General features: G+C 35.9%; 22 protein-coding genes. 15 read left to right on the top strand and 7 right to left on the bottom strand.

Annotated elements, in window-relative coordinates:
- Nucleotides 1-266: 266 nt before the first annotated feature.
- The 5 genes from U9M49_RS06975 to fdhF form a co-directional block, all read right to left on the bottom strand.
- A complete protein-coding gene (locus tag U9M49_RS06975) occupies nucleotides 267-881 on the bottom strand; it encodes a PH domain-containing protein (RefSeq protein ID WP_095372815.1) in 615 nt (204 codons plus the stop codon).
- Nucleotides 882-1,255: 374 nt separating this feature from the next.
- A complete protein-coding gene (spoIIP, locus tag U9M49_RS06970) occupies nucleotides 1,256-2,392 on the bottom strand; it encodes a stage II sporulation protein P (protein ID WP_157733948.1) in 1,137 nt (378 codons plus the stop codon).
- A 418-nt stretch (nucleotides 2,393-2,810) separates the two neighbouring features.
- Nucleotides 2,811-3,596, bottom strand: a complete 786-nt coding sequence (locus U9M49_RS06965) for a hypothetical protein (RefSeq protein WP_322909543.1) — start codon at nucleotides 3,594-3,596, stop codon at nucleotides 2,811-2,813.
- Nucleotides 3,597-4,143: 547 nt separating this feature from the next.
- Complete coding sequence (locus U9M49_RS06960; RefSeq protein WP_095372818.1) at nucleotides 4,144-4,626, bottom strand: DUF1641 domain-containing protein; 483 nt, start codon at nucleotides 4,624-4,626, stop codon at nucleotides 4,144-4,146.
- Between the two features lie 21 nt (nucleotides 4,627-4,647).
- A complete protein-coding gene (gene fdhF, locus U9M49_RS06955; protein WP_322909542.1) occupies nucleotides 4,648-7,587 on the bottom strand; it encodes a formate dehydrogenase subunit alpha in 2,940 nt (979 codons plus the stop codon).
- Nucleotides 7,588-8,033: 446 nt separating this feature from the next.
- On the opposite strand from fdhF, the gene U9M49_RS06950 reads away from it, so the two are divergent.
- From U9M49_RS06950 to U9M49_RS06885, 14 genes are all read left to right on the top strand, one after another.
- Entirely contained in the window at nucleotides 8,034-8,384 is a 351-nt protein-coding gene (locus U9M49_RS06950; protein WP_095372820.1) for a DUF2294 domain-containing protein, read from the top strand.
- A 14-nt stretch (nucleotides 8,385-8,398) separates the two neighbouring features.
- Complete coding sequence (gene fdhD, locus U9M49_RS06945) at nucleotides 8,399-9,190, top strand: formate dehydrogenase accessory sulfurtransferase FdhD (protein ID WP_095372821.1); 792 nt, start codon at nucleotides 8,399-8,401, stop codon at nucleotides 9,188-9,190.
- A gap of 253 nt (nucleotides 9,191-9,443) precedes the next feature.
- On the top strand, nucleotides 9,444-10,244 hold the full coding sequence (locus tag U9M49_RS06940; protein ID WP_095372822.1) for a formate/nitrite transporter family protein: 801 nt from the start codon (nucleotides 9,444-9,446) through the stop codon (nucleotides 10,242-10,244).
- A 61-nt stretch (nucleotides 10,245-10,305) separates the two neighbouring features.
- On the top strand, nucleotides 10,306-10,428 hold the full coding sequence (locus tag U9M49_RS06935; protein ID WP_263624244.1) for a hypothetical protein: 123 nt from the start codon (nucleotides 10,306-10,308) through the stop codon (nucleotides 10,426-10,428).
- A 224-nt stretch (nucleotides 10,429-10,652) separates the two neighbouring features.
- Nucleotides 10,653-11,738 carry a type III polyketide synthase gene (locus U9M49_RS06930; RefSeq protein ID WP_095372823.1) on the top strand — a complete coding sequence of 362 codons (1,086 nt, stop codon included), beginning with the start codon at nucleotides 10,653-10,655 and terminating at the stop codon, nucleotides 11,736-11,738.
- A gap of 5 nt (nucleotides 11,739-11,743) precedes the next feature.
- Entirely contained in the window at nucleotides 11,744-12,295 is a 552-nt protein-coding gene (locus U9M49_RS06925; protein WP_095372824.1) for an isoprenylcysteine carboxyl methyltransferase family protein, read from the top strand.
- An 18-nt stretch (nucleotides 12,296-12,313) separates the two neighbouring features.
- Complete coding sequence (locus tag U9M49_RS06920) at nucleotides 12,314-12,487, top strand: hypothetical protein (protein ID WP_157733949.1); 174 nt, start codon at nucleotides 12,314-12,316, stop codon at nucleotides 12,485-12,487.
- 191 nt (nucleotides 12,488-12,678) lie between these two features.
- Nucleotides 12,679-16,329: a dynamin family protein gene (locus U9M49_RS06915; RefSeq protein ID WP_095372825.1), complete on the top strand. Its 3,651-nt coding sequence runs from the start codon at nucleotides 12,679-12,681 to the stop codon at nucleotides 16,327-16,329.
- 19 nt (nucleotides 16,330-16,348) lie between these two features.
- Entirely contained in the window at nucleotides 16,349-16,552 is a 204-nt protein-coding gene (locus U9M49_RS06910) for a hypothetical protein (RefSeq protein WP_095372826.1), read from the top strand.
- On the top strand, nucleotides 16,536-17,369 hold the full coding sequence (locus U9M49_RS06905) for a sulfurtransferase (protein WP_095372827.1): 834 nt from the start codon (nucleotides 16,536-16,538) through the stop codon (nucleotides 17,367-17,369). Before U9M49_RS06910 ends, U9M49_RS06905 begins: the two co-directional genes overlap by 17 nt.
- Nucleotides 17,370-17,527: 158 nt before the next feature.
- A complete protein-coding gene (locus U9M49_RS06900) occupies nucleotides 17,528-18,427 on the top strand; it encodes a 5'-3' exonuclease (RefSeq protein ID WP_307313135.1) in 900 nt (299 codons plus the stop codon).
- A 191-nt stretch (nucleotides 18,428-18,618) separates the two neighbouring features.
- Nucleotides 18,619-18,867, top strand: a complete 249-nt coding sequence (locus U9M49_RS06895; protein WP_095372828.1) for a transcriptional regulator SplA domain-containing protein — start codon at nucleotides 18,619-18,621, stop codon at nucleotides 18,865-18,867.
- Complete coding sequence (gene splB / locus U9M49_RS06890) at nucleotides 18,864-19,889, top strand: spore photoproduct lyase (protein ID WP_095372829.1); 1,026 nt, start codon at nucleotides 18,864-18,866, stop codon at nucleotides 19,887-19,889. The genes U9M49_RS06895 and splB overlap by 4 nt, the downstream gene beginning before the upstream one ends.
- Nucleotides 19,890-19,965: 76 nt before the next feature.
- A complete protein-coding gene (locus tag U9M49_RS06885; RefSeq protein ID WP_191811007.1) occupies nucleotides 19,966-20,235 on the top strand; it encodes a DUF6123 family protein in 270 nt (89 codons plus the stop codon).
- A 106-nt stretch (nucleotides 20,236-20,341) separates the two neighbouring features.
- Here the strand turns inward: U9M49_RS06885 and U9M49_RS06880 are convergent, their stop codons facing one another.
- Nucleotides 20,342-21,232, bottom strand: coding sequence for a DMT family transporter (locus tag U9M49_RS06880; protein ID WP_322909541.1), 891 nt, complete (start codon nucleotides 21,230-21,232; stop codon nucleotides 20,342-20,344).
- A complete protein-coding gene (locus U9M49_RS06875) occupies nucleotides 21,232-21,624 on the bottom strand; it encodes a reverse transcriptase-like protein (protein ID WP_095372832.1) in 393 nt (130 codons plus the stop codon). Before U9M49_RS06875 ends, U9M49_RS06880 begins: the two co-directional genes overlap by 1 nt.
- 200 nt (nucleotides 21,625-21,824) lie before the next feature.
- Here U9M49_RS06875 and U9M49_RS06870 point away from each other — a divergent pair, with 200 nt between their 5' ends.
- Nucleotides 21,825-22,481, top strand: coding sequence for a reverse transcriptase-like protein (locus U9M49_RS06870; RefSeq protein ID WP_095372833.1), 657 nt, complete (start codon nucleotides 21,825-21,827; stop codon nucleotides 22,479-22,481).
- Nucleotides 22,482-22,492 lie beyond the last annotated feature (11 nt).

Below are 22,492 nucleotides of genomic sequence, written 5' to 3'. Positions count from 1 at the left end.
GGCGGTTCAAATCCGATTCATTAAAAGTCGATTTGATTATTCGTCTTTGATATAAAAATGGATGATAGCAGAGGAAAAAAGGATTGCTCGTTCATCGAGAGAGAAATCGTCAAAAGGGATTTGCTCGTACATCTAAAGGAAATGCAAGATATTCGAGCAAAACTCGTTTTATTAGATATGTACTACGAACTGCTGATACATAAGAAAGTATAAACGACATGCCTTTGCCTTTTGTTTCATCTATAATCGGCAAGAACCTTTTCTGTTTAGTTATTAATGTATTTTTCGAACACTGAACCGAAGTCTTTTTCATGTAGTTGATTTTTACTTGAGTCAAGCCAATTAAATGAAAATTCCGTGAGTGCTTGGAATTGTTTTGCTAGATCTTGTTCACCGATTCTCGAATTATGTAGAACTTGCACAGCTTTATCAAGGCTATCATTGGCCATTTTTAACATAATTTTGTTTTCATACACTTTTTCAGCAATATATAATAAGGCTTTATATAAATCTTTCAATTCATCTACTTGTTTTTTATCAACATCAATACTGAATGGGATACTACCAAGATTAAATTTAATCTCTACATCTAAGTCAATTTTACCAGCAGTTTCTAACTTTACGTCACTGACGTCAAATTGGAAGTAAGGATAACGCTTCATGACTCTTTTTGAAGAGATTGCGTTTTGTCCATCAATATGAATTAAACCTAAGTTAGTAAAGCAATATTCATCACTTTTCGTCATGATAAGAAAATAGATTTTTTCATTATCTTCATGACGTACAAAATCATCTGATTGTGTTTTATCAAAATCCTCTGGTTTTATAATTTTTCCGATATCTGATAAGCCTAATGCATCTGAAGCAATTTTTTTAAACATTCAAATACGCCCCTCTGTAATATAATTAGTCGATTGTTTCCAACTATCATTATAAGGGATATTACATTAGATTTGCATCACAGATTTGTAAAATTTAAAATAAGTATGAAGTCAATTAAGAAGAAAGAATGAAAGAAACTAATTAATGCTTAATAGCGATTTACTTAACCAACTTAATTAAAAATTCGAGTTCGTTCCACTTGCACCAATCGGAACTTGAATCTTATAATCTCCCCAATAATTAAGTTTATATCAACCCTACTATAAATTCCTTTGATCTCTTTATCTATATCAATTGTAAGTAGGGTGAAATGTGACAGTTAAATATATCCCCAGTAAAAAGCGACTACTCAAAATGAATAGTCGCTGTTTAATTACTGAGATTCTACTTCTTTTTGCTTCCAGTAATATTCACTAAAAATATCGGCAAAGGCATCTGTACTATTATCAAGTTCTTCACGGTTATTGTCGACACCGCCGACTTCTAGAAGGATGGCGCGATCGGATAAGTCTTGGTTGTAGACACCATTGCCTACTGAGTAATCTTTCTTTAAGACTCCTCTACTTAGACCAGGGTATTTTTCCTCTACAGCTTTATTAAGATCTTCTGCCAGTTTTAAATTTTTTTCGTAATTCTTACTCTCTGCACCGACAACAAAGAAGAGTCGAGCATAACTTTTACCATTAATGTCAATAGTAGTGACATCTTTTCTCTGTGAATCTCGATGAATATCAATAATGTAAGTTAAGTTTTTATTACTAGCCAATGCCTCAGAAACGAAATCTCTTGCCCTTGTATAAGCATCATTATGCTGTAATCCTTGACTATGCAATGCTTCTGTCATATTTGTTCTGTTATGTTCAACGCCGATACCCTCAGCATGTAAATCCTTTTGTAGTTTAGAACCAACTGAGATCACATTATACTTTTCATCATTACTTACAGCGTCGTCTGCTGTTTGTGCTTCTTTTATAAATGGAAGGTAAGATTCATAGCTATGTGAATGATAAATATACACATTTTTTTCTTTAGGTGAAGTTGTTCCTTCCTGCTCGTCATCGTTATTATCATCATCGTTTCCGATAGTCTCTTTGTCTTTTATTAATTTATCCATTGGTACGTTTGTTGACTCAATTGGTAAAGTTGTATAATCTGTTCCTTTTCCAGCGATGTGAATTTTGCCATCGAAAAAGGAGAATAAAGGAAGTTCTCTACCAAGGAATGTTCGTGGATCCTCAGGTGTAATACTTGTTGCAAACTTAAAAGCAAGGTCAGAGATAGCCACTTCTTCAATCGCATCCTCACTAATAAAACTTTGGTTAGCACTTTTTAATAAGTGTAGATAAATGGAATGCGATTGAGGTCCATTGATGACAGAACTAGCAATATCAGAAGACATCTTTATTGTGACGAGTGCGACGGTACTTGCTAAAAAAATGCAAGCAATAGTAATGGAGAGAGCAGTAGTGTTAATAAATAGAAATAACTGATAGCCTTGTGATTTTTGCATATCATCCATCCTTTCTATTAAAATGCTTATGAAGAAAAAGAGAGAGATATGCTAAATTTAAGACTATCAATTTTGCCTTTTATAAAAAAATAACTAATTGTGGATATAAAAATAGTAGAGATAATGGAAGGTTACAAAACTGCTCTTATATCCAAGTAGGGATAAAAAATGGGTGTATCTTTTAAAGTCACTCAAATTAGAAAATAGAGTTGAGCGCCTCGTAAATTGGATTTGGAAGCCAATAATTAGAATCAAGCTGAGCTACTTAAAATGAACGTGAGGGTAAAGTGAGTGTAGCGTAAATCAATAAAACTACTAAAAAAAGAGGGCACGAGACAAGATGAGTAGGGCAAAATCAAAATGCGCTACTAAAAAGAGGAGAAGCGACAAGATGAGTAGGGCAAAATCAAATGCGCGACTAAAAGGAGGAGAAGCGACAAGATGAGTAGGGTAAATCAAAAAGCGCGACTAAAAAGAGAAGAATCAACAAGATGAGTAGGGTAACCTCAAAAAGCGCGACTAAAAAGAGAAGAATCAACAAGATAAGTAGGGCAAAATCAAAATGCGCGATTAAAAAGAGGAGAACCAACAAGATGAGTAGGGTAACCCCAAAATGCGCGACTAAAAAGAGAAGAATCAACAAGATGAGTAGGGTAAAATCAAAAAGCGCGACTAAAAAGAGAAGAATCAACAAGATAAGTAGGGCAAAATCAAAAAGCGCGATTAAAAAGAGGAGAACCAAAAAGATAAGTAGGGCAAAATCAAAATGCGCGACTAAAAAGAGAAGAAGCGACAAGATAAGTAGGGCAAAATCAAAAAGCGCGACTAAAAAGAGAAGAATCAACAAGATGAGTAGGGTAACCCCAATATGCGCGACTAAAAAGAGAAGAATCAACAAGATGAGTAGGGTAAAATCAAAATGCCCGACTAAAAAGAGAAGAATCAACAAGATAAGTAGGGCAAAATCAAAAAGCGCGATTAAAAAGAGGAGAACCAACAAGATAAGTAGGGCAAAATCAAAAAGCGCGACTAAAAAGAGAAGAAGCGACAAGATAAGTAGGGCAAAATCAAAAAGCGCGACTAAAAAGAGAAGAATCAACAAGATGAGTAGGGTAACCCCAAAATGCGCGACTAAAAAGAGAAGAATCAACAAGATGAGTAGCGCGAAATTAACCCCTGCTACTAAAAAAAGAAGAACCAACAAGATAAGTAGGGCAACCCAATTCCCGCTATAAAAGAGAAGAACCAACAAGATAAATAGCGCAAACCCCGTTTCGTATAAAACCTCCTTTTAGAAGGCCACCATTGCTGTGACGGACCTTGACAAACATTTGAAGGGGATTGATTCCATATGAGAGAATCAGGCTTGAAAGCTTGATAGGGTTAGCCTTTTTTACGGGCTTGTTGAGGTTGCGTGGGGGATAACTAACGGTCGTATTTGATTAATGATAGATCATCAAAGCTGTATAAGGTAGATAATCTTGCATTTAGGAAAAAAACAGAAATGAAGATCGAGCACCAAAATAGACACTCATCTATGAGATTAAGTCATGGTATAAGAATAGCTTTAGGAAGTGAACGATTAACTAGAAAAGAAAGGAGGATGATGAAGTCCTCTATCTCGATAAGTTAGGTTTTATATGTAGCCAGAGGAAGAGGGGGGAGAATCTTTCTTTGTATAACTTTTATATTGCTCAGGGTGAATGATAATGAAAAACCTCCCACAACAATCGAGTGGGAGGTTTACTGCATTATTTATCTTCTTTTAATTCCCTACCCATGCCTTTAAGGAAATGAATACCGAATCCAATAGCGCGATTAATATCAGGGTCATTTAAAACTTTGGCCAATTGCATAATACCAATTTTCTTTTCTTCATGTAAGAAGTTTTTTCCTTCGTCCATGCCTGATACTGCACTTTTAATGAGTTTTGTTGTTTGTTCAGGGTCAGCTTGCATAAGTGCACCAGTTGCACCCATTAATGTGTTAATCAAGTTGGTTACAGGTTCTTTTGTGACTTGACCAAGTGCTACTTTAGCAATTTGTTCTTTCCCTTTTAACATGGAATTGGCTGCATCAAGCATACCTGCTTGTTGTAATTCGCCAATAAGAGCCATGATACTTTGTACTGCTTGATCATTTTCAGTGAGTAATGATTTTAATTCGTTAAGCTTTTGCTCTTGTTCAAGTGCTTCATTTCTCTCACGATGAATTTCAGTAATAGGCGCTGCCATAATGAATCACCTCTCCAATCTTTATTGATCTGTTAAATGAACATACCCTTCGCGATTCCATTTACGTTGAACTTCCACACCGTTTTGTGGATTGCGTTTTTTATTACGCGGGTTCGTTTTTGGTAATGGTTTGTCGCCGGCTTTGTTATTTAAAATTTCCATACGAACTTTCGTTTGTTTATAAGCCGGTGTACGCGTTCGTTTATCATATAAAGGACCAGTTAAGAAATTGATAGCAGAATCCTTATCAACTGAATTCATTGGTAAGTACAGTTCGTTTTTCTTCACTCGGTCTGTAATTAGAACATTCAATTTAACTGCACCAAATGGAGAGACGAGTCTTACTGTCGAGCCATCTGAAAGTTTTCTTTCTTGTGCTAGTTCTTCTGATACTTCCACAAATACATCTGGTACTTTTGCAGTCAGGCCTCTTGACTTATTGGTCATATTTCCTTCATGGAAGTGTTCAAGCATACGCCCATTATTAATATGGAGGTCATATTCTTCAGGGAAATATGCAGGTTCTGCCCAATCAGATAAGGCGAAACGCGCTTTTTTGTCTGGGAAGTTAAAACCATCTTCATATAACAATGGTGTGCTTGCTCCATCAAGACTTCCCCATAAGAAGCTACCCCAACCTTCTAGTACATCATAGCTTGCTTGAGAGAATAGTGGTGCAAGACTCGCCATTTCAGCAAAGATTTCACTAGGGTGTGTATATGTCCAATTTGCCCCTAGGCGATTAGCTACTTCTTGAATAATCCACCAGTCAGGTTTAGAGTCTCCTAATGTTGGTAACGCTTGGTACAATCTTTGTACACGACGCTCAGTATTTGTAAATGTACCTGTTTTTTCTAGTGATGGTGCGGCAGGTAAAATAACGTCAGCGTATTGAGCTGTGCGAGAGAAGAATATATCCTGAACAACAAAGAAGTCAAGACTAGAAAGTACTTTATCTACATGGTTCGCGTCCGAATCAACAAGTGCCATGTCTTCACCAACAAGGTACATTGCTTTCATTTCATCTTTTTCAATCGCTTGTAACATTTGAATATTATCTAAACCTGGTGTACCTGAGATTTCAACTCCGTAAGCTTTCTCAAACTTCGCACGAGCGATATCATCGGTAATATGTTGATAGCCTGGTAACCAAGTAGGTAAGGTACCCATATCACATGCACCTTGTACATTGTTATGTCCACGCAATGGATAAGCTCCAGCACCTGGGCGACGATAGTTACCTGTTGCTAATAACAGGTTAGAAATAGCAGCTGAAGTATCAGAACCACCAGTATTTTGCGTAACGCCCATACCCCAAAGGACACAAGTACCGTCAGCATCACGAATCATTTCGGCAATTTCGATGATTTGTGATTGTGATAAACCAGTCGTTTCTTCAGCATATGCTAACGTATATTTCTCTAAAACTTCATTAAAATCATCGAAGTAATTGACATTTTCCTTAATAAATTCAGCATCATGCCAACCTTGATCGATCATGTATTTGGTTACAGCCATTAACCAAACTTGGTCTGTTCCTTGTTTCGGACTTATAAATATATCAGAACGTTCAGCCATCTCATTTTTACGCAAGTCTGCGACAATTAACTTTTGACCGTGGTATTTATGGGCTCTTTTTACACGTGTAGCAAGAACAGGGTGACCCTCTGCTGGGTTTGCACCAACAATAATGACAAGACCTGCTTCAGCAATATCTTTAATGGTTCCAGCGTCACCGCCCATACCTACAGTTCTGAATAAGCCATCAGTGGCTGGTGATTGGCAATAACGAGAGCAGTTATCGATATTATTCGTTTCAAATACTTGTCTAGCTAATTTTTGTAATGAATAGCTATCTTCATTTGTAATTTTTGAAGAAGAAATAAAGCCAATTGAATCTTTGCCGAATTCTTCTTTAATACTTCCTAGTTTACTAGCTACAAGGTCTAATGCCTCGTTCCAACTAGCTTCTACAAAGCGACCTTCTTTTCTAATCAATGGTTTTGTAATTCTCTCTTCAGAATTAACAAAATCCCAACCGAATTTACCTTTGACACAAGTGGAAATTGCATTTACTGGTGCATCGTGGCTTGGTTGCACTTTCAAAATTTCACGGTCTTTTGTCCATACTTCAAACGAACAACCTACACCACAGAAAGTACAAACGGTTTTTGTTTTTTCGATTCTTTCTTCACGCATCGCAGCTTCAACTTCTGATACAGCAAAAATCGTGCCATAGTTCGGTTCTACTTCTTTTACAAGGTCAATCATTGGTGTCATGATCTCATCATCAATCTTTGTCATGAAACCTGCATTACCGAGCATTGATTTTTCCATTAAGGCATTACATGGACAAACCGTTACACATTGTCCGCATGAAACACATGACGATTCATCAATGGATACACCTTGGTCCCAAATAACTCTTGGTCTTTCTCTTTCCCAATCAATTGAAAGTGTTTCATTTACTTGTAGACTTTGACAAATCTCAACACATTGTCCACAGGCAATACATTGATTTGGATCATAACGATAGAAAGGATGCGACATATCGACAGCCGATTTATCTTCTTTAGGCGTATAAGGATACTTTTGATGCTCAATCTCTAATAATTCAGCTGTATTATGGACTTTACAGTTGCCGTTATTATTATCACAAACTGTACAATACAGTAAATGGTTTTCTAAAATACGGTCCATTGCTTCTGTTTGTGCCTCTTTGGCACGGTTGGAGCTTAAGCTAACACTCATACCACTTTCTGCTACAGTCGAGCATGAGCGCAAAAGTTGACCATTTACTTCTACAATACATGTGTCACATGTTTGTATTGGGTCAACCTCTGGTAAATAACAAATCTGTGGATGTTCAATTTGATTTTGATTAATGATTTGGAGAATGGTTTGCCCCTCATGCCCCTCATAATCCACACCATTAATTGTAATGTTTACATTGGAAGTCAATTTTGTTTCCCCCTTACACTTGATCAAACAATGGTTTAAAGAGAATAAAGTGAGTGTTTCTGCTTAAACCAATAAAAAAACCACCATGTACTATACCGCTTTCAAAAAGCGAGCATAATCCATGGTGGAATAGTTAAATAACAACGCTTGCTATTATACCAATCCATACCATTTTTAGTATGTAGAAAGTACCATTGATAGAGAGACAACATGAAAATATTACCCCTCCAACAATTCCACTAGTTATTATAGCGCTAAAAATTAAATTTAACAATAATGAATTTAATCTTATAACGATTACAGTCCAATAGGGTAATTTTGGTATTGTGAAACAGTGAAGCAATCATCGTGCAATTTTTTTCCTATTTGCAGCCCCTTTCATTTTTTTTAAGCATGTACTATGATTATACAATTGAGACAGAATCTTATATAAAGGGGTAAAGAAGATGTCAAAAATGGTGCATGAGTTTAATGATATCATTCGTAAATTAAGAAAAGACTTATTTGGTAAGGGACCGGAGAAAATCCACACAGTGTTTGTAGAGAATATGGCCGTTTCGACTTTATACGGTAATCTCACACCGACAGAACAATTTATTTCTCGTACAGAAGATGGCAAAGAAATGGTGCATTCAGCAAGAACAAAAATGATTCAAGATGTATATGCAGAAGGTACGCCAGAAGGAATGGAAGAATTGGTCGGTGCGACGCTGTTACATTTGTTTTCTGATATTAAAGTGGAAGAGAATATGGCGATATCTGTATTTGTATTCGATAAAAATATCATAGATTCATAGAAAGAGGAGAAAAGATGAAGCAAGTGGAAACGAGTCGTAAAATCATACGAGTGACTGGAAATAAAGTTGAAAAAATGGAAGATACCATTGTTACCGAATATGCAGTAACGGTTAAGCTGAATGGAGAAGAGCTAGTCACAATGGTATGTACACCAGAATATATTGAGGACATGGTGATAGGTTATCTTGCATCAGAAGGTATCATAAGATCTTACAAGCATATTAAAGATATATGGGTACAAGAAAAGGAAGGGTTCGTTCATGTTACAACAGATCGTACAAATCCTTATATACAAAACTTCCAAAATAAAAGATATATTACTTCTTGTTGTGGTATGAGTAGACAAGGCTTTGTTTTTGTTAATGATGCATTAACAGCTAAGAAAATGGAAGATGTTAATATTCGATTAACTGTCAATGAATGTAATCAGTTAATGGAACAATTACAAGCGTCTGCGACTACATTTAAACAAACAGGTGGTGTACATAGCGCTGCGCTTTGTGACAAAAATGGGATATTATTAAGCAGAATGGATATTGGTAGGCATAATGCGCTTGATAAGATATATGGTTATAGTTTAAGAGAGGGCATCAGCATGAAAGGGAAGATTATTGTTTTCACAGGAAGAATCTCCTCAGAAATACTTTTAAAGGTAGCAAAAATTGGTTGTGAAATGATTCTCTCAAAATCTGCACCAACAGAGTTTGCTTTGCGCTCAGCAGAGGAATTAGGAATTACGACTGTTGGATTTATTCGTAATGGCAACATGAATATATATACTTATCCTGAACGAATCCTATTATAAAAAGAAATACTTCGCTACACGAAAAAAATAAAAAATAGTCTAGTAAAATTTTTTGTTTTTTGGTAGCATATAGTTTGCAATGGGTAAATGGAAGTAAGGCAAGCACTGTTTTATTTCTTTTTACAAACAATATAAATATGATGACTGATACTTCTGTAGGGGATTGCAGAAGGGTTAGGCAGCATTCTTTGAAATCCTTTACAAAAGTAAGGGATGTCTGAGTGCTGCCTTTTTTATTTAGGGGGTAGTTAGAATGGGATTTAGTAAACCGCAAGAAATTATGGAACAGACGATTGCAACAGGTGTTGCAAAAACGAAAATACCACTTTTGTCGCTGTTGGTTTTAGGCTTTTTAGGTGGGGCATTTATTGCACTAGGATTTTTATTAGACATTCGTGTTATTGGGAATTTACCGGCAGAGTGGGGAAGTTTCGGATCGTTTTTAGGTGCAGCAGTTTTCCCTTTAGGCCTTGTATTAGTAGTATTGGCTGGGGCTGAATTAATTACAGGTAACATGATGTCAGTTGCGAGTGCTTTGTTCTCAAAGAGAATTAGTCTTGGGCAATTATTGAATAATTGGTTTTGGGTGTTATTATCCAATTTTGTAGGGGCACTGTTTGTTGCTTATTTCTTTGGACATGTCGTTGGATTAACAGAGACAGGTCCATACCTTGATAAAACAGTAGCGATTGCTGGTGCAAAAATTGATGATACATTCTTACAAACATTTGTTTCAGCGATTGGTTGTAACTGGCTCGTATGCCTAGCTGTTTGGTTAGCTTATGGTGCTCATGATTTTGCAGGTAAAATTTTGGCTATTTGGTTCCCGGTTATGGCATTTGTTGCGATTGGATTCCAGCACGTTGTTGCCAACATGTTCGTTATTCCAGCTGCGATTTTTGCAGGTTCGTTTACTTGGGTAGATTTCATTGGCAATATCATACCTGCCTTTTTAGGTAATGTAGTTGGAGGGGCTGTGTTTGTTGGCCTAGCTTACTTTGTCTCTTATAAACCAAAAAATGAAACAAAATCTCAGTTGAAAAAAGCTTCATAATAGAAGCACATTCATCATAGCTTACATAAAATAATCTATTAGAGATATTGGATGTGAGCAAATGCAGCAATATTATTGTGATTATTGTAAAACGCTATATAAAGAACAAGGAGTTTGTCGTGTCTGTGGTCAAATCATTGATAAAACGATTATCATTGATGTGCATAAGCAAGGCAATAAATAAGCAAATATAATTGGTAAAGTTTGCGTAATGCCAAGAGAGCCACTTTAAGATATGATAAAAGGGCACAGCAACTCCTTCAAAACACATCTTTCTGAGCCGAATGAGATAACTCATTCGGCTTTTTTTTATGCAAAAAATGAACGAGAAAGATTAAAAACCAATCAATGCATAAATATCCTTATTAAGGAAAAAATACCCGTACATAGACAGAAAGGGAGTTCCTTATGCCAGCTATTTTATCTATCTCAGAAGTACCCCCATCAAATGAAATTACTCAAAATGAAGTGGTAGCATTTGCACGCCACTTATTTGGGCAATCTTTCAAAGATATCGATCGTTTATTAAAAGTATTCCAAAACGGACAAATTGAAAAACGTCATTTTGCCAAAGAACTAGATTGGTTTAAAGAGGACCATAGCTTTGCTGATAAAAATGATGCCTTCATTGAAACGGGAGTAAAACTTGGGTGTGAGGCGATTGAAAAGTGTTTAACAACGAGGGAGTTTCTAAATCAACCTATTAAGTATCAAGAGATAGATGCGATTTTTACGATTACTAGCTCAGGTTTAGCTACACCATCGCTTGAGGCAAGAATAATGAATCTATTACCCTTTTCTGAGCAAACAAAAAGGATCCCAATATGGGGCTTAGGCTGTGCAGGTGGTGCATCGGGTTTATCAAGGGCTTATGAATATTGCTTAGCTTATCCAAAAGCAAAGGTTTTAGTATTAACAATTGAATTATGCAGTTTAACTTTTCAAAGAAATGATCGCTCTAAGAGTAATCTTGTTGGTACTTCTTTATTTGCTGATGGTGTTGCCTGTGCATTAATCGCTGGTGATGAAAGTGGTTATCAAAAATATCAGAAATTGCCTGCCATCCCCCATATATACGGGACACAATCAACGACAAAAAAGGATTCGCTTGATGTAATGGGTTGGGACGTAAAGGATGATGGTTTATATGTCATATTCTCAAGAGATATTCCCACAATTATTGAAGGCTGGCTGAAGCCAAATGTACAGACATTCTTAAATCAATTCTCATTACAAATAACCGATTTGCAACATTTTATTGCTCATCCAGGTGGAAAAAAAGTGATTGATGCTTATCAAGCGTCTTTACAAATTCCTGCTGAGATGACCGCCACTTCACTTGACGTTCTAAGGGAGTTCGGCAATATGTCATCAAGCACAATATTATATGTTTTGCGAAGGTTTTTTCTCCTTGGAAAAAAGGATGATATAGGTTTGGCAACTGCCTTAGGGCCGGGTTTTAGCTCGGAATTACTTTTATTAAAATGGAGGTGAATTAAATGTTTTTTTATTTTCTTCTATTTGTTATTTCTCAACGGTGTATCGAGTTAATCGTCGCAAGATTCAATGAGGATTGGATGAAAAAAAGAGGTGGCATTGAATTTGGTCAAAGTCATTATCCACTAATCGTTATGGTACATAGTTTGTTTTTTATTGTTTTAACAGTTGAGGTAATTGTGTTCGGTAAAGGATTATCTCCTTATTGGTATTATTTACTGCCGTTATTTATACTCACACAAGTGATAAGAATATGGGCGTTATCTTCCTTAGGGAGGTTCTGGAATACAAAGATTATTGTTTTACCCAAAGCAAAAGTGGTAACTAAAGGACCATACCGTTGGCTAAAGCACCCAAACTATACAGTCGTTGCAATGGAGTTTCTTATTATGCCTCTATTGTTTCAAGCTTACTATACTGCCCTGGTTTTCACTCTGTTAAATTTCTTTATTTTAGCCATTCGTATTCCAGTTGAGGAAGAAGCATTAAAAGCATTAACGAAATATGAAGAAGCGTTTCCTATGAAGAGAGATGAAGAAATAGGAAAAATTTGAAAAAGGTTTATTTTAGTATTGAAAATCATTCTCGATTATGATAAATTATTAATTGAAGATGATACTTATTCTCAATTAATGAAAGGCGTGATACATTTGACAGCTCTTTTTGTGGTTGGCACTATCGCTGTTTATGGTGCAGTAATGAAATATGTGTTGAATGGTGTTACAAAGTCAGAAGCAAAATCTTAAATTAGCGTTTACCCCTTTATTACATATAGGAAGAAGCCTTAGTGAGTGAGGCTTCTTCTTTTTTTTGGTGAAAATACCAATTTTCATAACGAAAGGTTCACTTTACCCCATATTTATAATATATTAATACCTATATAGGAAAAAAGCTTGCGCAATTATAGTAGTAAATTGATGTGACAAGGGGATTAATTATGGTTCAAACAGTGGGTAAACAACTTAGTCAAAATGAATTAATTGAAAGAATAGCAGCATTATCATTGTTTTTTGAACAAAATGGAGATAATGTTTCTGCTTCAAGAGCAAGAGACCTCGTCTATAAATTACGAGATTCACAATACGCGATTGCATTTTGTGGACATTTCTCTGCGGGTAAATCGAGCATGATCAATAAAATTGTGGGAGAAAACTTACTGCCATCCAGCCCTATCCCAACAAGTGCGAATTTAGTTAAAGTGAAATCTGGAGAGGATTATGCCAAGGTGTATCTTAAGGAAGGGATGCCAAAGCTCTATCCTGCACCTTATGATTATGAAAAAATTAAAAAATATAGTAAAGATGGAGACCTCATTCATACTGTAGAAATTAGCCATTCGGAAACAAATTTGCCAAAAGATACGGTTATTATGGATACACCAGGAATTGATTCAACAGATGATGCGCATAGAATTGCTACTGAGTCGGCTCTACATTTAGCTGATATGGTCTTTTATGTGATGGATTATAATCATGTGCAATCAGAACTCAACTTCTTATTCACTAAAGACTTAACTGCAGCGGGTAAACAAGTATACTTAATTATCAATCAAATAGATAAGCATCGAGAAGAAGAATTAAGTTTTCAACATTTTACTGAAAGTGTAAAGGATTCTTTCGCCTCGTGGGGCGTTCAACCTGAAAGAATCTTCTATACATCGTTGAAGAAACCAGAGTTACCACATAATGATTTTTCTGCTCTTCAGAAGTTCATCTACGAACAAATTGGCCAAAAAGATAGGCTCTTACCACAATCTGTTCTTCACTCATTACAGAAATTAACTGAAGAACATTTTATCTTCTTAGAAGAAAAAGACGCTCATGACATAGCAGCTAATGAGGAAATTTTAGCAGCTCTGCCTGAAGATGAACGAGCGCTCGTATTTGAAAAGATTGAACAATTACAGTCACATAAACAAGCATTGCAGCAAAAAAAATATCAGGCAGAAATTGATTTGAATCATGATATGGAAGATATCTTAAATAATGCTTATTTAATGCCGTTTCAAACGAGAGAATTAGCTGAGAATTATTTAGAATCAATGCAACCTGGCTTTAAAGTGGGCCTATTATTTGCGAAGGCTAAAACTGAACAAGAACGAAGTACAAGGCTAAGTCTTTTATATAACGATTTAAAGGAAAAAGTCCAATCGCAAATTGAATGGCATGTGAAAGAGTTATTCTTAAAAAAATTAAAAGATGATCACATACATCATAATGAGTTACAGTCACAAGCTCAAAACATTAATATCAATATACCAGAAAGCCTGTTAAAGACAGCTATTAAAGAAGGGGCAAGGCTCTCAGGTGATTATGTTTTGCAATATACACGGGATGTGTCTGATGCTGTAAAAAAAGAAACGAAGAAACAAATAATTAACTGGAAAGAGTTGTATTTGAAAGAGTTAGAAGAGTTAGCTAATGAAAAAATTCTCGCAATGAAAGATGAATGGGATGCTTATGCTCGTTTCGGTGAGGCACTTAGTATATTAAAGGAAATTAAAGCAAAACAATCAGAGCAAAAAGCAGAAATTAAGAAACTATTGGCAGGAGAGCTAGACCATAAAAAAGTTTCAGCTTCCGTCCAAGAGTTAATGAGACCAAAGGATGAAGATGTCCAAATTATTCGTGAAGGTGAAGAAGAGTTTGTTGATACTAAACAAGTAGTGAGTACTCATTCAATTGTTGAAAAAGAAATGAACCAAGAAAATAATCATGAAGCTGATATCGAGGCTCTAATTAGTAAGCTCGAGCATACCGCAAAAGAGTTACGAGATATCCCAGGTTTCCACAAAATATCAGCAGAGCTATTAGAGAAAGCTGACCGACTACAATCACGCAGTTTCACTGTTGCTTTGTTTGGTGCCTTTAGTGCTGGAAAATCTTCGTTTGCCAACGCATTAATTGGTGAAAAAATCTTGCCGGTATCGCCAAATCCAACAACTGCTGCCATTAATAAAATTATGCCTGTTACTGCAGAGTACCCTCATGGTACCGTTAAGGTATTTGTAAAAAGTGAAAAAGTCATGTTTGCAGATATTAATCGTTCGCTACAAGTCTTTAATCAACAAGCACAATCATTTACTGAAGCTATAGGGAAGATAGATGTGATTTTAAAAGAGCATCATGATTTTGATGCGCATGAAAAAACGCACTTTGCCTTTCTTGCGGCCTTTGCCAAAGGGTATAATAATTTTCAAGAAAAGTTTGGTAAAGAAGTGATTACAGACCTCACAGAACTAGCAGATTATGTTGCTAAAGAAGAAAAATCATGTTTTGTTGAGATGATTGAAGTATTTTATCAATGTGAATTGACTGACAGAGGCATTACACTCGTTGATACTCCAGGTGCGGATTCCATTAACGCACGTCATACAGGAGTAGCTTTTGACTATATTAAAAACTCAGATGCCATTCTTTTCGTGACGTACTATAATCATGCTTTCTCCAAAGCCGATCGTGAGTTCCTTATACAGTTGGGCCGGGTTAAAGATGCGTTTGAACTTGATAAAATGTTCTTTGTTGTCAACGCTATTGACCTTGCAAGTGATGAAGAAGAGAAAAACGATGTCTTGCAATATGTTCATGATCAGCTCATTCAATACGGCATTAGAAGACCAACCTTACATGGGTTATCGAGTTTACAGGCATTATTCGAAAAACAATCAGGTGAAGAACATTCTTCTGGAATGAAGGATTTTGAAGAAAGTTTCTATCGTTTCATTAATCACGATTTGATGTCACTTTCATTATCTGCTGCTGAACTTGAGTGGAATCGAGTAATGAACCAATTGCGTACATTTATTGAATCTTCTAAAGAAAGTAAAGAAGCAAAGTTAGCAAAAAGAGAACTTCTAACGAATGAACTAGCGATTATTAAAGAGAAGATTGCTAAAGATGATCTTGATTTATTAACTCAAGCATTAAATCAAGAAGCGGACGAACTAGTGTTTTATATCAAACAAAGAGTTTTCTTACGATTTAATGATTTCTTAAAAGAATCTTTTAATCCAGGACAATTAAAAGAGGATGGCCGTGATATGAAAAAAGCGCTCCAAGTAGCTTTAGAGGACTTTTTACAAAGTTTCGGATTTGACTTTGCCCAAGAATTGCGAGCGACGACCATTCGTCTAGAAGTATTTATAGGAAAGTTATTACAACAAACATACGAGAAACGAAGTAACCAAGTAAACCAATTGAATCGCGATGTAACCTTTAGTCGTCCAGAAAATCCTTCTTTTGAAGGGGTGAATTTTGAGTCTGCTTTCAGTAACGTGGATCGCACTACATTTAAAAAAGCAATGAGTTATTTTAAAAACCCTAAGAACTTCTTTGAGAAGAATGAAAGAAAATTACTGGCAGAAAGTCTTGAGGAAAGCTTGCAAGAACCAACAGATGTATATTTACAAGAATCATCTAAACAACTCAAAGATTATTATGATGAGAAACTTTCAGCCGTTTATCAACAACTACTGTCTGATTTAATTGCTGAATCAGAAGAGTATTATAAAGGGTTGTTAGCAACATTATCTCAAGACTTCCCAATTGAACAGTTAGTTGCAACAGAAGAACGTCTGAGGGCCTATTAAGGCATTGGAGGTGACATGCTTGAAAGATGTAAATACCTTTCATGTATGTGCAACTTGTATAAACTTCTTAGCCGTTAAAAATGAAAATGGAATGAGATATTTTTGTGAACGTTTAGGTTATGAAACGAAGCCTAATTACAAGTTTAATTGCTGGGAGCCTAAGGATCATGTGAAAAGACTCATTGAAAAAAGAAAGGGTGACGGGGATGAACAGCTTAGTTAACGTAGAATGGCTCTTCCAACATCTAAATGATGTGAGAGTAATTGATTGTAGATTTAACCTCGCTAATCCTGAAGAAGGATTTGAGCAGTATCGCACCGGTCATATTCCCGGCGCTGTTTATTTTCACCTAGAACAAGATCTATCATCAAAAGTAGAAAAGCATGGGGGTAGACATCCACTGCCTTTAACAGAGCAATTTGTCGAAAAGGCAGAAGCGGTCGGTTTAACGAATGATACAAAAATTGTCGTTTATGACAACGGGGAAGGGTCATTTGCTGCTCGTTGTTGGTGGGTGTTTCACTATTTTGGTCATGAGAAAGTATATATTTTAGATGGCGGCTTTAAAGAATGGCTAGCTTCAGGTCATCCTACTGAAAGCAAGGTTCAGTCATTTGGACGCGGTGAATTCACAGCAACCATTCAAACGGACATGGTTGCCGATTACAAACAAGTAAAAGAAGCAATTGGGCATCCGAATAATGAAGTGGTGTTAATTGATTCAAGAGAAGAAAAGAGATATCTCGGTTTGATTGAACCGATTGATAAGAAAGCAGGTCATATACCTGGAGCAATGAATAAAGTTTGGATGGACACTCTAAGTGAAGGCAAGTTTAAATCAATTGATGAGCAAAAGCAACGGTTTTCAGAAATTGAGAAAGACAAGCAGATTATAGTTTATTGTGGTTCAGGGATTACGGCCTCCCCCAATTATTTAGCATTAAAAGAAGCAGGTTACAAAAATGTAAAGCTCTATCCTGGTAGCTTTAGTGACTGGATTTCTTATGAGGAGCATTCGGTTGCAACGAAAGAGAAATAATTTTATAGGAAAACCGAACTCTTTGTCACCTTAACTGGTTGCGATGACAACGGATTTTCCTCTTTTTTTTGCAGCAATAAATCAGTTACAGAGCGAAAACCATACATTTTTTATATCTATGTTATAATAATGATACTTTAGATGGAGGAGGAACAACTTTGAACGAAAATCAACAACTACAAAACCCGCGATTCCTTCTTGTAGATGGGATGGCTTTATTATTTCGAGCTTATTTTGCAACAGCTGTAACTGGTCAATTTATGTATAACTCTAAAGGAACGCCAACGAATGGCATATATGGATTTATGAAGCATTTCTTAATGGGTGTGAACCATTTTAACCCTAGCCATGTTGCCGTTTGTTGGGATATGGGCAGTAAAACATTCAGAACAGATATGTATAACGGGTATAAATCAAATCGACCGGAAGCACCGATTGAATTGGTCCCACAATTTGAGCTGGCGAAAGATATGGTAGCGAGCTTTGATATTCCAAATATCGGTGTTACAGGTTATGAAGCAGATGATTGTATCGGCACGCTTTCACAGGTTTTAAAAGAAGAAGCAGAGGTTGTGATTCTTACAGGGGATCGTGATATTTTACAGGTATTAGATAAGAATGTATCGGTTGCCCTTTTGAAAAAGGGGATGGGTAATTATGAAGTCCACACACCAGATAGCTTTTATGAAGAGAAAGGGATACAACCAAGGCAGTTAATCGATTTAAAAGCATTTATGGGTGACCCAAGCGATAATTATCCTGGGGTAAAGGGGATTGGAGAGAAGACTGCACTAAAACTCTTACAAACATACGAGCACATAGAAGGCGTATTAGAGAACATTGAAGCACTAACAAAAGGGCAAAAAACTAAAATCGAGCAAGATTTGGACATGCTACATTTAAGCAGACAATTAGCAGAAATTAAATGTGATGTTCCTGTTGAATGTACTTTAGTAGAAGCTGAATGGAAATATAACGTAAATAAAGTTAATCAGAAGCTAGAAGAAATTGAACTAAGAGGTATTGCTAAATTACTGCGTCATCCTGCAGTGATTTAACGTTTAAGTCATTGGGAATGGTCATTCCTGATGGCTTTTTTTTGTTATCCTAAATTACGTTTTCCCCAACTACACCTTCCAGTTCATCGTATATTGCACTTCCTCTCAATAAATTTACCAAAATTATTATAGCAAGTATTTAGGAAACTAACACAAAATGTATGATAGATCATTCATTAAAAGGAGACGTTATGATGAATTATAATGCTGGAGATATTGTTTATGTATTTTATCGTAATCCGCATACACAAGATGTAGCTAATATTCAGGCTGCTGCTGTCGTCAATAACCCAGAGCGACCAGGTGAGTTAGCATTGTTTTTATATGAAAATTATTATCCATTAACAGAGGAAGTGGCTGTTTTCTCAAATGAAGCAGAAGCATATGAAACATATGGAAACTATTTTGATGATACCCTTCAAGGAGGGATAGACGATTGAAGCCATTCGAGCCAAAACTTGTTTATTTTGAACCGAACGCGCTGGATTATCCACTTGGCCAACAATTAAAGAAGCGGTTTGAAAATACTGATGTAGAAATTAGATATACAACATCCCATAATCAAGTCAGAAATTTACCAGGGGACAATGATTTTCAAAAATATCGTGTTGCTAAATCTACGTTAGTTGTCGGTATAAGGAAAACGTTAAAGTTTGATACATCAAAGCCCTCAGCAGAATATGCGATTCCATTCGCGACTGGATGTATGGGACATTGCCATTATTGTTATCTACAAACAACAATGGGAAGTAAACCTTATATTCGCACATATGTAAATGTAGACGAGATTCTAACTGCTGCTGATGAATATATGGCGGAAAGAGCACCAGAAATAACAAGATTTGAAGCATCTTGTACATCTGATATTGTTGGCATTGACCATATTACTCACACATTAAAAAGAGCGATTGAACATTTTGGGCAATCAGAATATGGTAAATTGCGGTTTGTGACAAAGTTTCATCATGTCGATCATTTATTAGATGCGAACCATAATGGTAAAACACGTTTTCGCTTTAGTGTGAATGCTGATTATGTAATTAAGTTTTTTGAACCTGGAACATCAAGGTTGAAAGATCGTATAGCAGCTGCTGGCAAAGTGGCGAGAGCTGGTTATCCACTCGGGTTTATTGTGGCACCTATTTATTTACATGACGGTTGGCAACAAGGATATTATGAAATGTTTGAACGGTTAGAAGCCGAGTTGCCAATTGAAGCAAAAAAAGATTTAACTTTTGAATTTATTCAACATCGTTTTACTAAGCCGGCGAAACGAGTAATTGAAAAAAACTATCCAATGACAAAACTTGAACTAGATGAGGAAAAAAGACGATATAAATGGGGAAAGTATGGAATTGGAAAATATGTTTATAAAAAAGAAGAAGAGGAAGATATAAAGGAGACGCTCTATCAATATATGGTAAAATTCTTTCCTGAAGCAAAGTTAGAATACTTCACTTAATATTGTAGAAACTTGTCGGAAAATAAGCTAAAATATAGGTATTGAGTAGGAGAAAAAGAGGGGACTGGCGCGACCATTGAAATCGTTAGAAGAATATTTATGCCATTTGGAAGGTAAAGGATTTCAGCTTGAAGAAGATAGTATAGGCTTTATATACTTCGGTAAACATTACACAAATGCACCAGATGAATTAGTTAATACAGCAATAGAGATGACATTAAAGGCGCAAAAATCATTTGATGGCAGTTTTTATTTATCACTGTTAGAGCGTTTTATGGGAAATAATATACCGAACCGCAAGGAAGCAATTAACTATATGAAAACGAGTTTGCATATATCTATTTAAAAAATAAAAAATGAACAAGCATGATGTAGAGGCTGAACTGCGCCCCAAATTTTAGACATATGAGCTAACAATTGGAGGTACAGTTCATTTTTTTTCGATTGAATTCTCAGTAAACCGATTTTTTTTGCGGCCACTCAGCTAATATCATACCAAGTAGAATGAATAGGCAACCAAACATGGCGATGATCGATAAACGGTCTCCAGCAAAGATATAGCCTGTCAGTGCAGCGAAAACAGGCTCCATTGCAAATATAACAGCGACTCTTGTTGGAGAGGTGAATTGCTGGAAGTGTGTTTGTGCTAAAAAGGCCAGCCCTGTAGCAAAAATACTTGTAATGAGTAAGGCGAATATAACCTCTTGCCTGAATAATAATTCACTATCGTAAGACCATCCCTCATAGACAAAACCTGATAAAATAGAGAGTAAACCCACAGTTGTTACTTGTATAATAGTTAAAATAATAGCTGAATGAGCCTGTGCAAATAAATTTGTTAATATAATATGGAAAGCAAAGCCTAATGCACTAATGAATACAAAACCATCACCTTTATTAAATGCAGAGATATCTTGTGCTGTTAGTAAGTAAAGTCCTAAGGTAGCGACAAATACGCCAATAAAAGCATTACGAGTAATTTTTATGTTTAATATAAAAATTGATAATATAGGCACAAGAATCACACTCAAACCAGTAATAAAACCTGCTTTACTTGAAGAAGTATAATGAAGCCCAATTGTCTGAAATGTATAGGCGATAAAGAGACATAAACCTAACAAGATACCTGCCATTAGTGTACGTTTAGTTAGTCTTTCCCACTGCTTCCTATAAAAAATAATCGCCATTATTGTTAAGAAAAATGCAGCAATAAGAAAGCGGATACCATTAAATGAAAAGGCGCTAAGAGATTGGAGAGCATTTTGTACAAGAACAAAAGTAGTTCCCCAAATGAACGCGACAAGTAGAAGAGAGAAGTCTGCCGTTTTAGTTGACTGCCACATTATTTTTTATTTCTTCGAATAGCCGCTCTTGCCAATTCGTCCGCAGGTTTATTTTGTATACTTGGTATCCACTTCATAAAGAAAAGGTCGAACTGCTTACTTAATTCAAGTGCTTCATCAAGAAGTGGAGCAAACTTTTTATTACGGGCAAATTCCTTTTCAATACTCGCATTTACCACTTGTGAATCCGTGCGAAAGGAAACGGTTCGATAATTATTTTCTATGCAAATTCTTAATGCTAAAATCAATGCTTGAAACTCCGCTTCATGGTTCTCCATATTTCCAAGTGGAATACTATGCCTCTCTACAATTCCGTTCGCTTTTATAAATATTCCTGCACCACTCGGACCAGGATTACCAGCACTTGCACCGTCTATATATACTTCAATCAATGCAATTCCTCCTTTTGTGATAAAATAGTGGGAGTTCTTTGTAATGCGATGAAGGAGAAATGTTCATAATAATCGTATAACATTAAAGAGATATTTTGCTACAGAAAGACATATGATGAAAAATACAAACTACAAGTAAGTGTAGCATACAAGCACCTTATTTTTGAATCATCATTTTATTAAAAGGCGTGTTAAAATAAATGAAATATCAATTGATTGCAGCTTATAAACTAAAAAATAACGAAAGCTATTTATTTTCTTCCGAATGGTTAGATGGTGAGTCTGCTCTTGATATGGGAGAAGAGTTTTCTCATCATCCTAAATGGACAGAAATAAAGTGTTTGGATGAAAACGGTACATCTTGGACCATAAAAGAATTAAATAAGCTATTAGAAGAAGTAGAGGAAGAACCGCATGATTTAGTGATTTATTTTGATGGTGGCTTTCATGACGAAACGAAGACCTCAGGCTTAGGTGCTGTTATCTACTATCGACAAGGAAAGAAAAAGTATCGTATAAGAGCCAATGAATGTTTTCACGAGTTAGAATCAAATAATGAAGCGGAATATGCTGCCCTTTTCTTTGCTCTTTCACAATTAGAAGAATTAAATGTCAGTCGGCAGAGTTGTGAAATAAGAGGAGATGCAAAAGGACTATTAATGCAATTAGCTGGCGAATGGCCTTGTTATGAGAAAGTATTAAATGATTGGTTAGATCGGATTGAGGAAAAGCTGAGCCTATTATCATTAAATGTAACGTACACTCCTATTGTAAGAAAAGATAATCAGGAAGCACATAAGTTAGCGACACAAAGTTTAAACGGGAAAAGAATCTATAGTAAAATGCAGTTGTTATAGGAAGGAAGGTT

Source organism: Cytobacillus sp. OWB-43, assembly GCF_034651445.1.
GTDB classification, from domain to species: Bacteria; Bacillota; Bacilli; order Bacillales; family Cytobacillaceae; genus Cytobacillus; species Cytobacillus kochii.
Note: the sequence above shows the minus strand (reverse complement) of the source record. Positions and strands in the feature narration are given on the sequence as shown.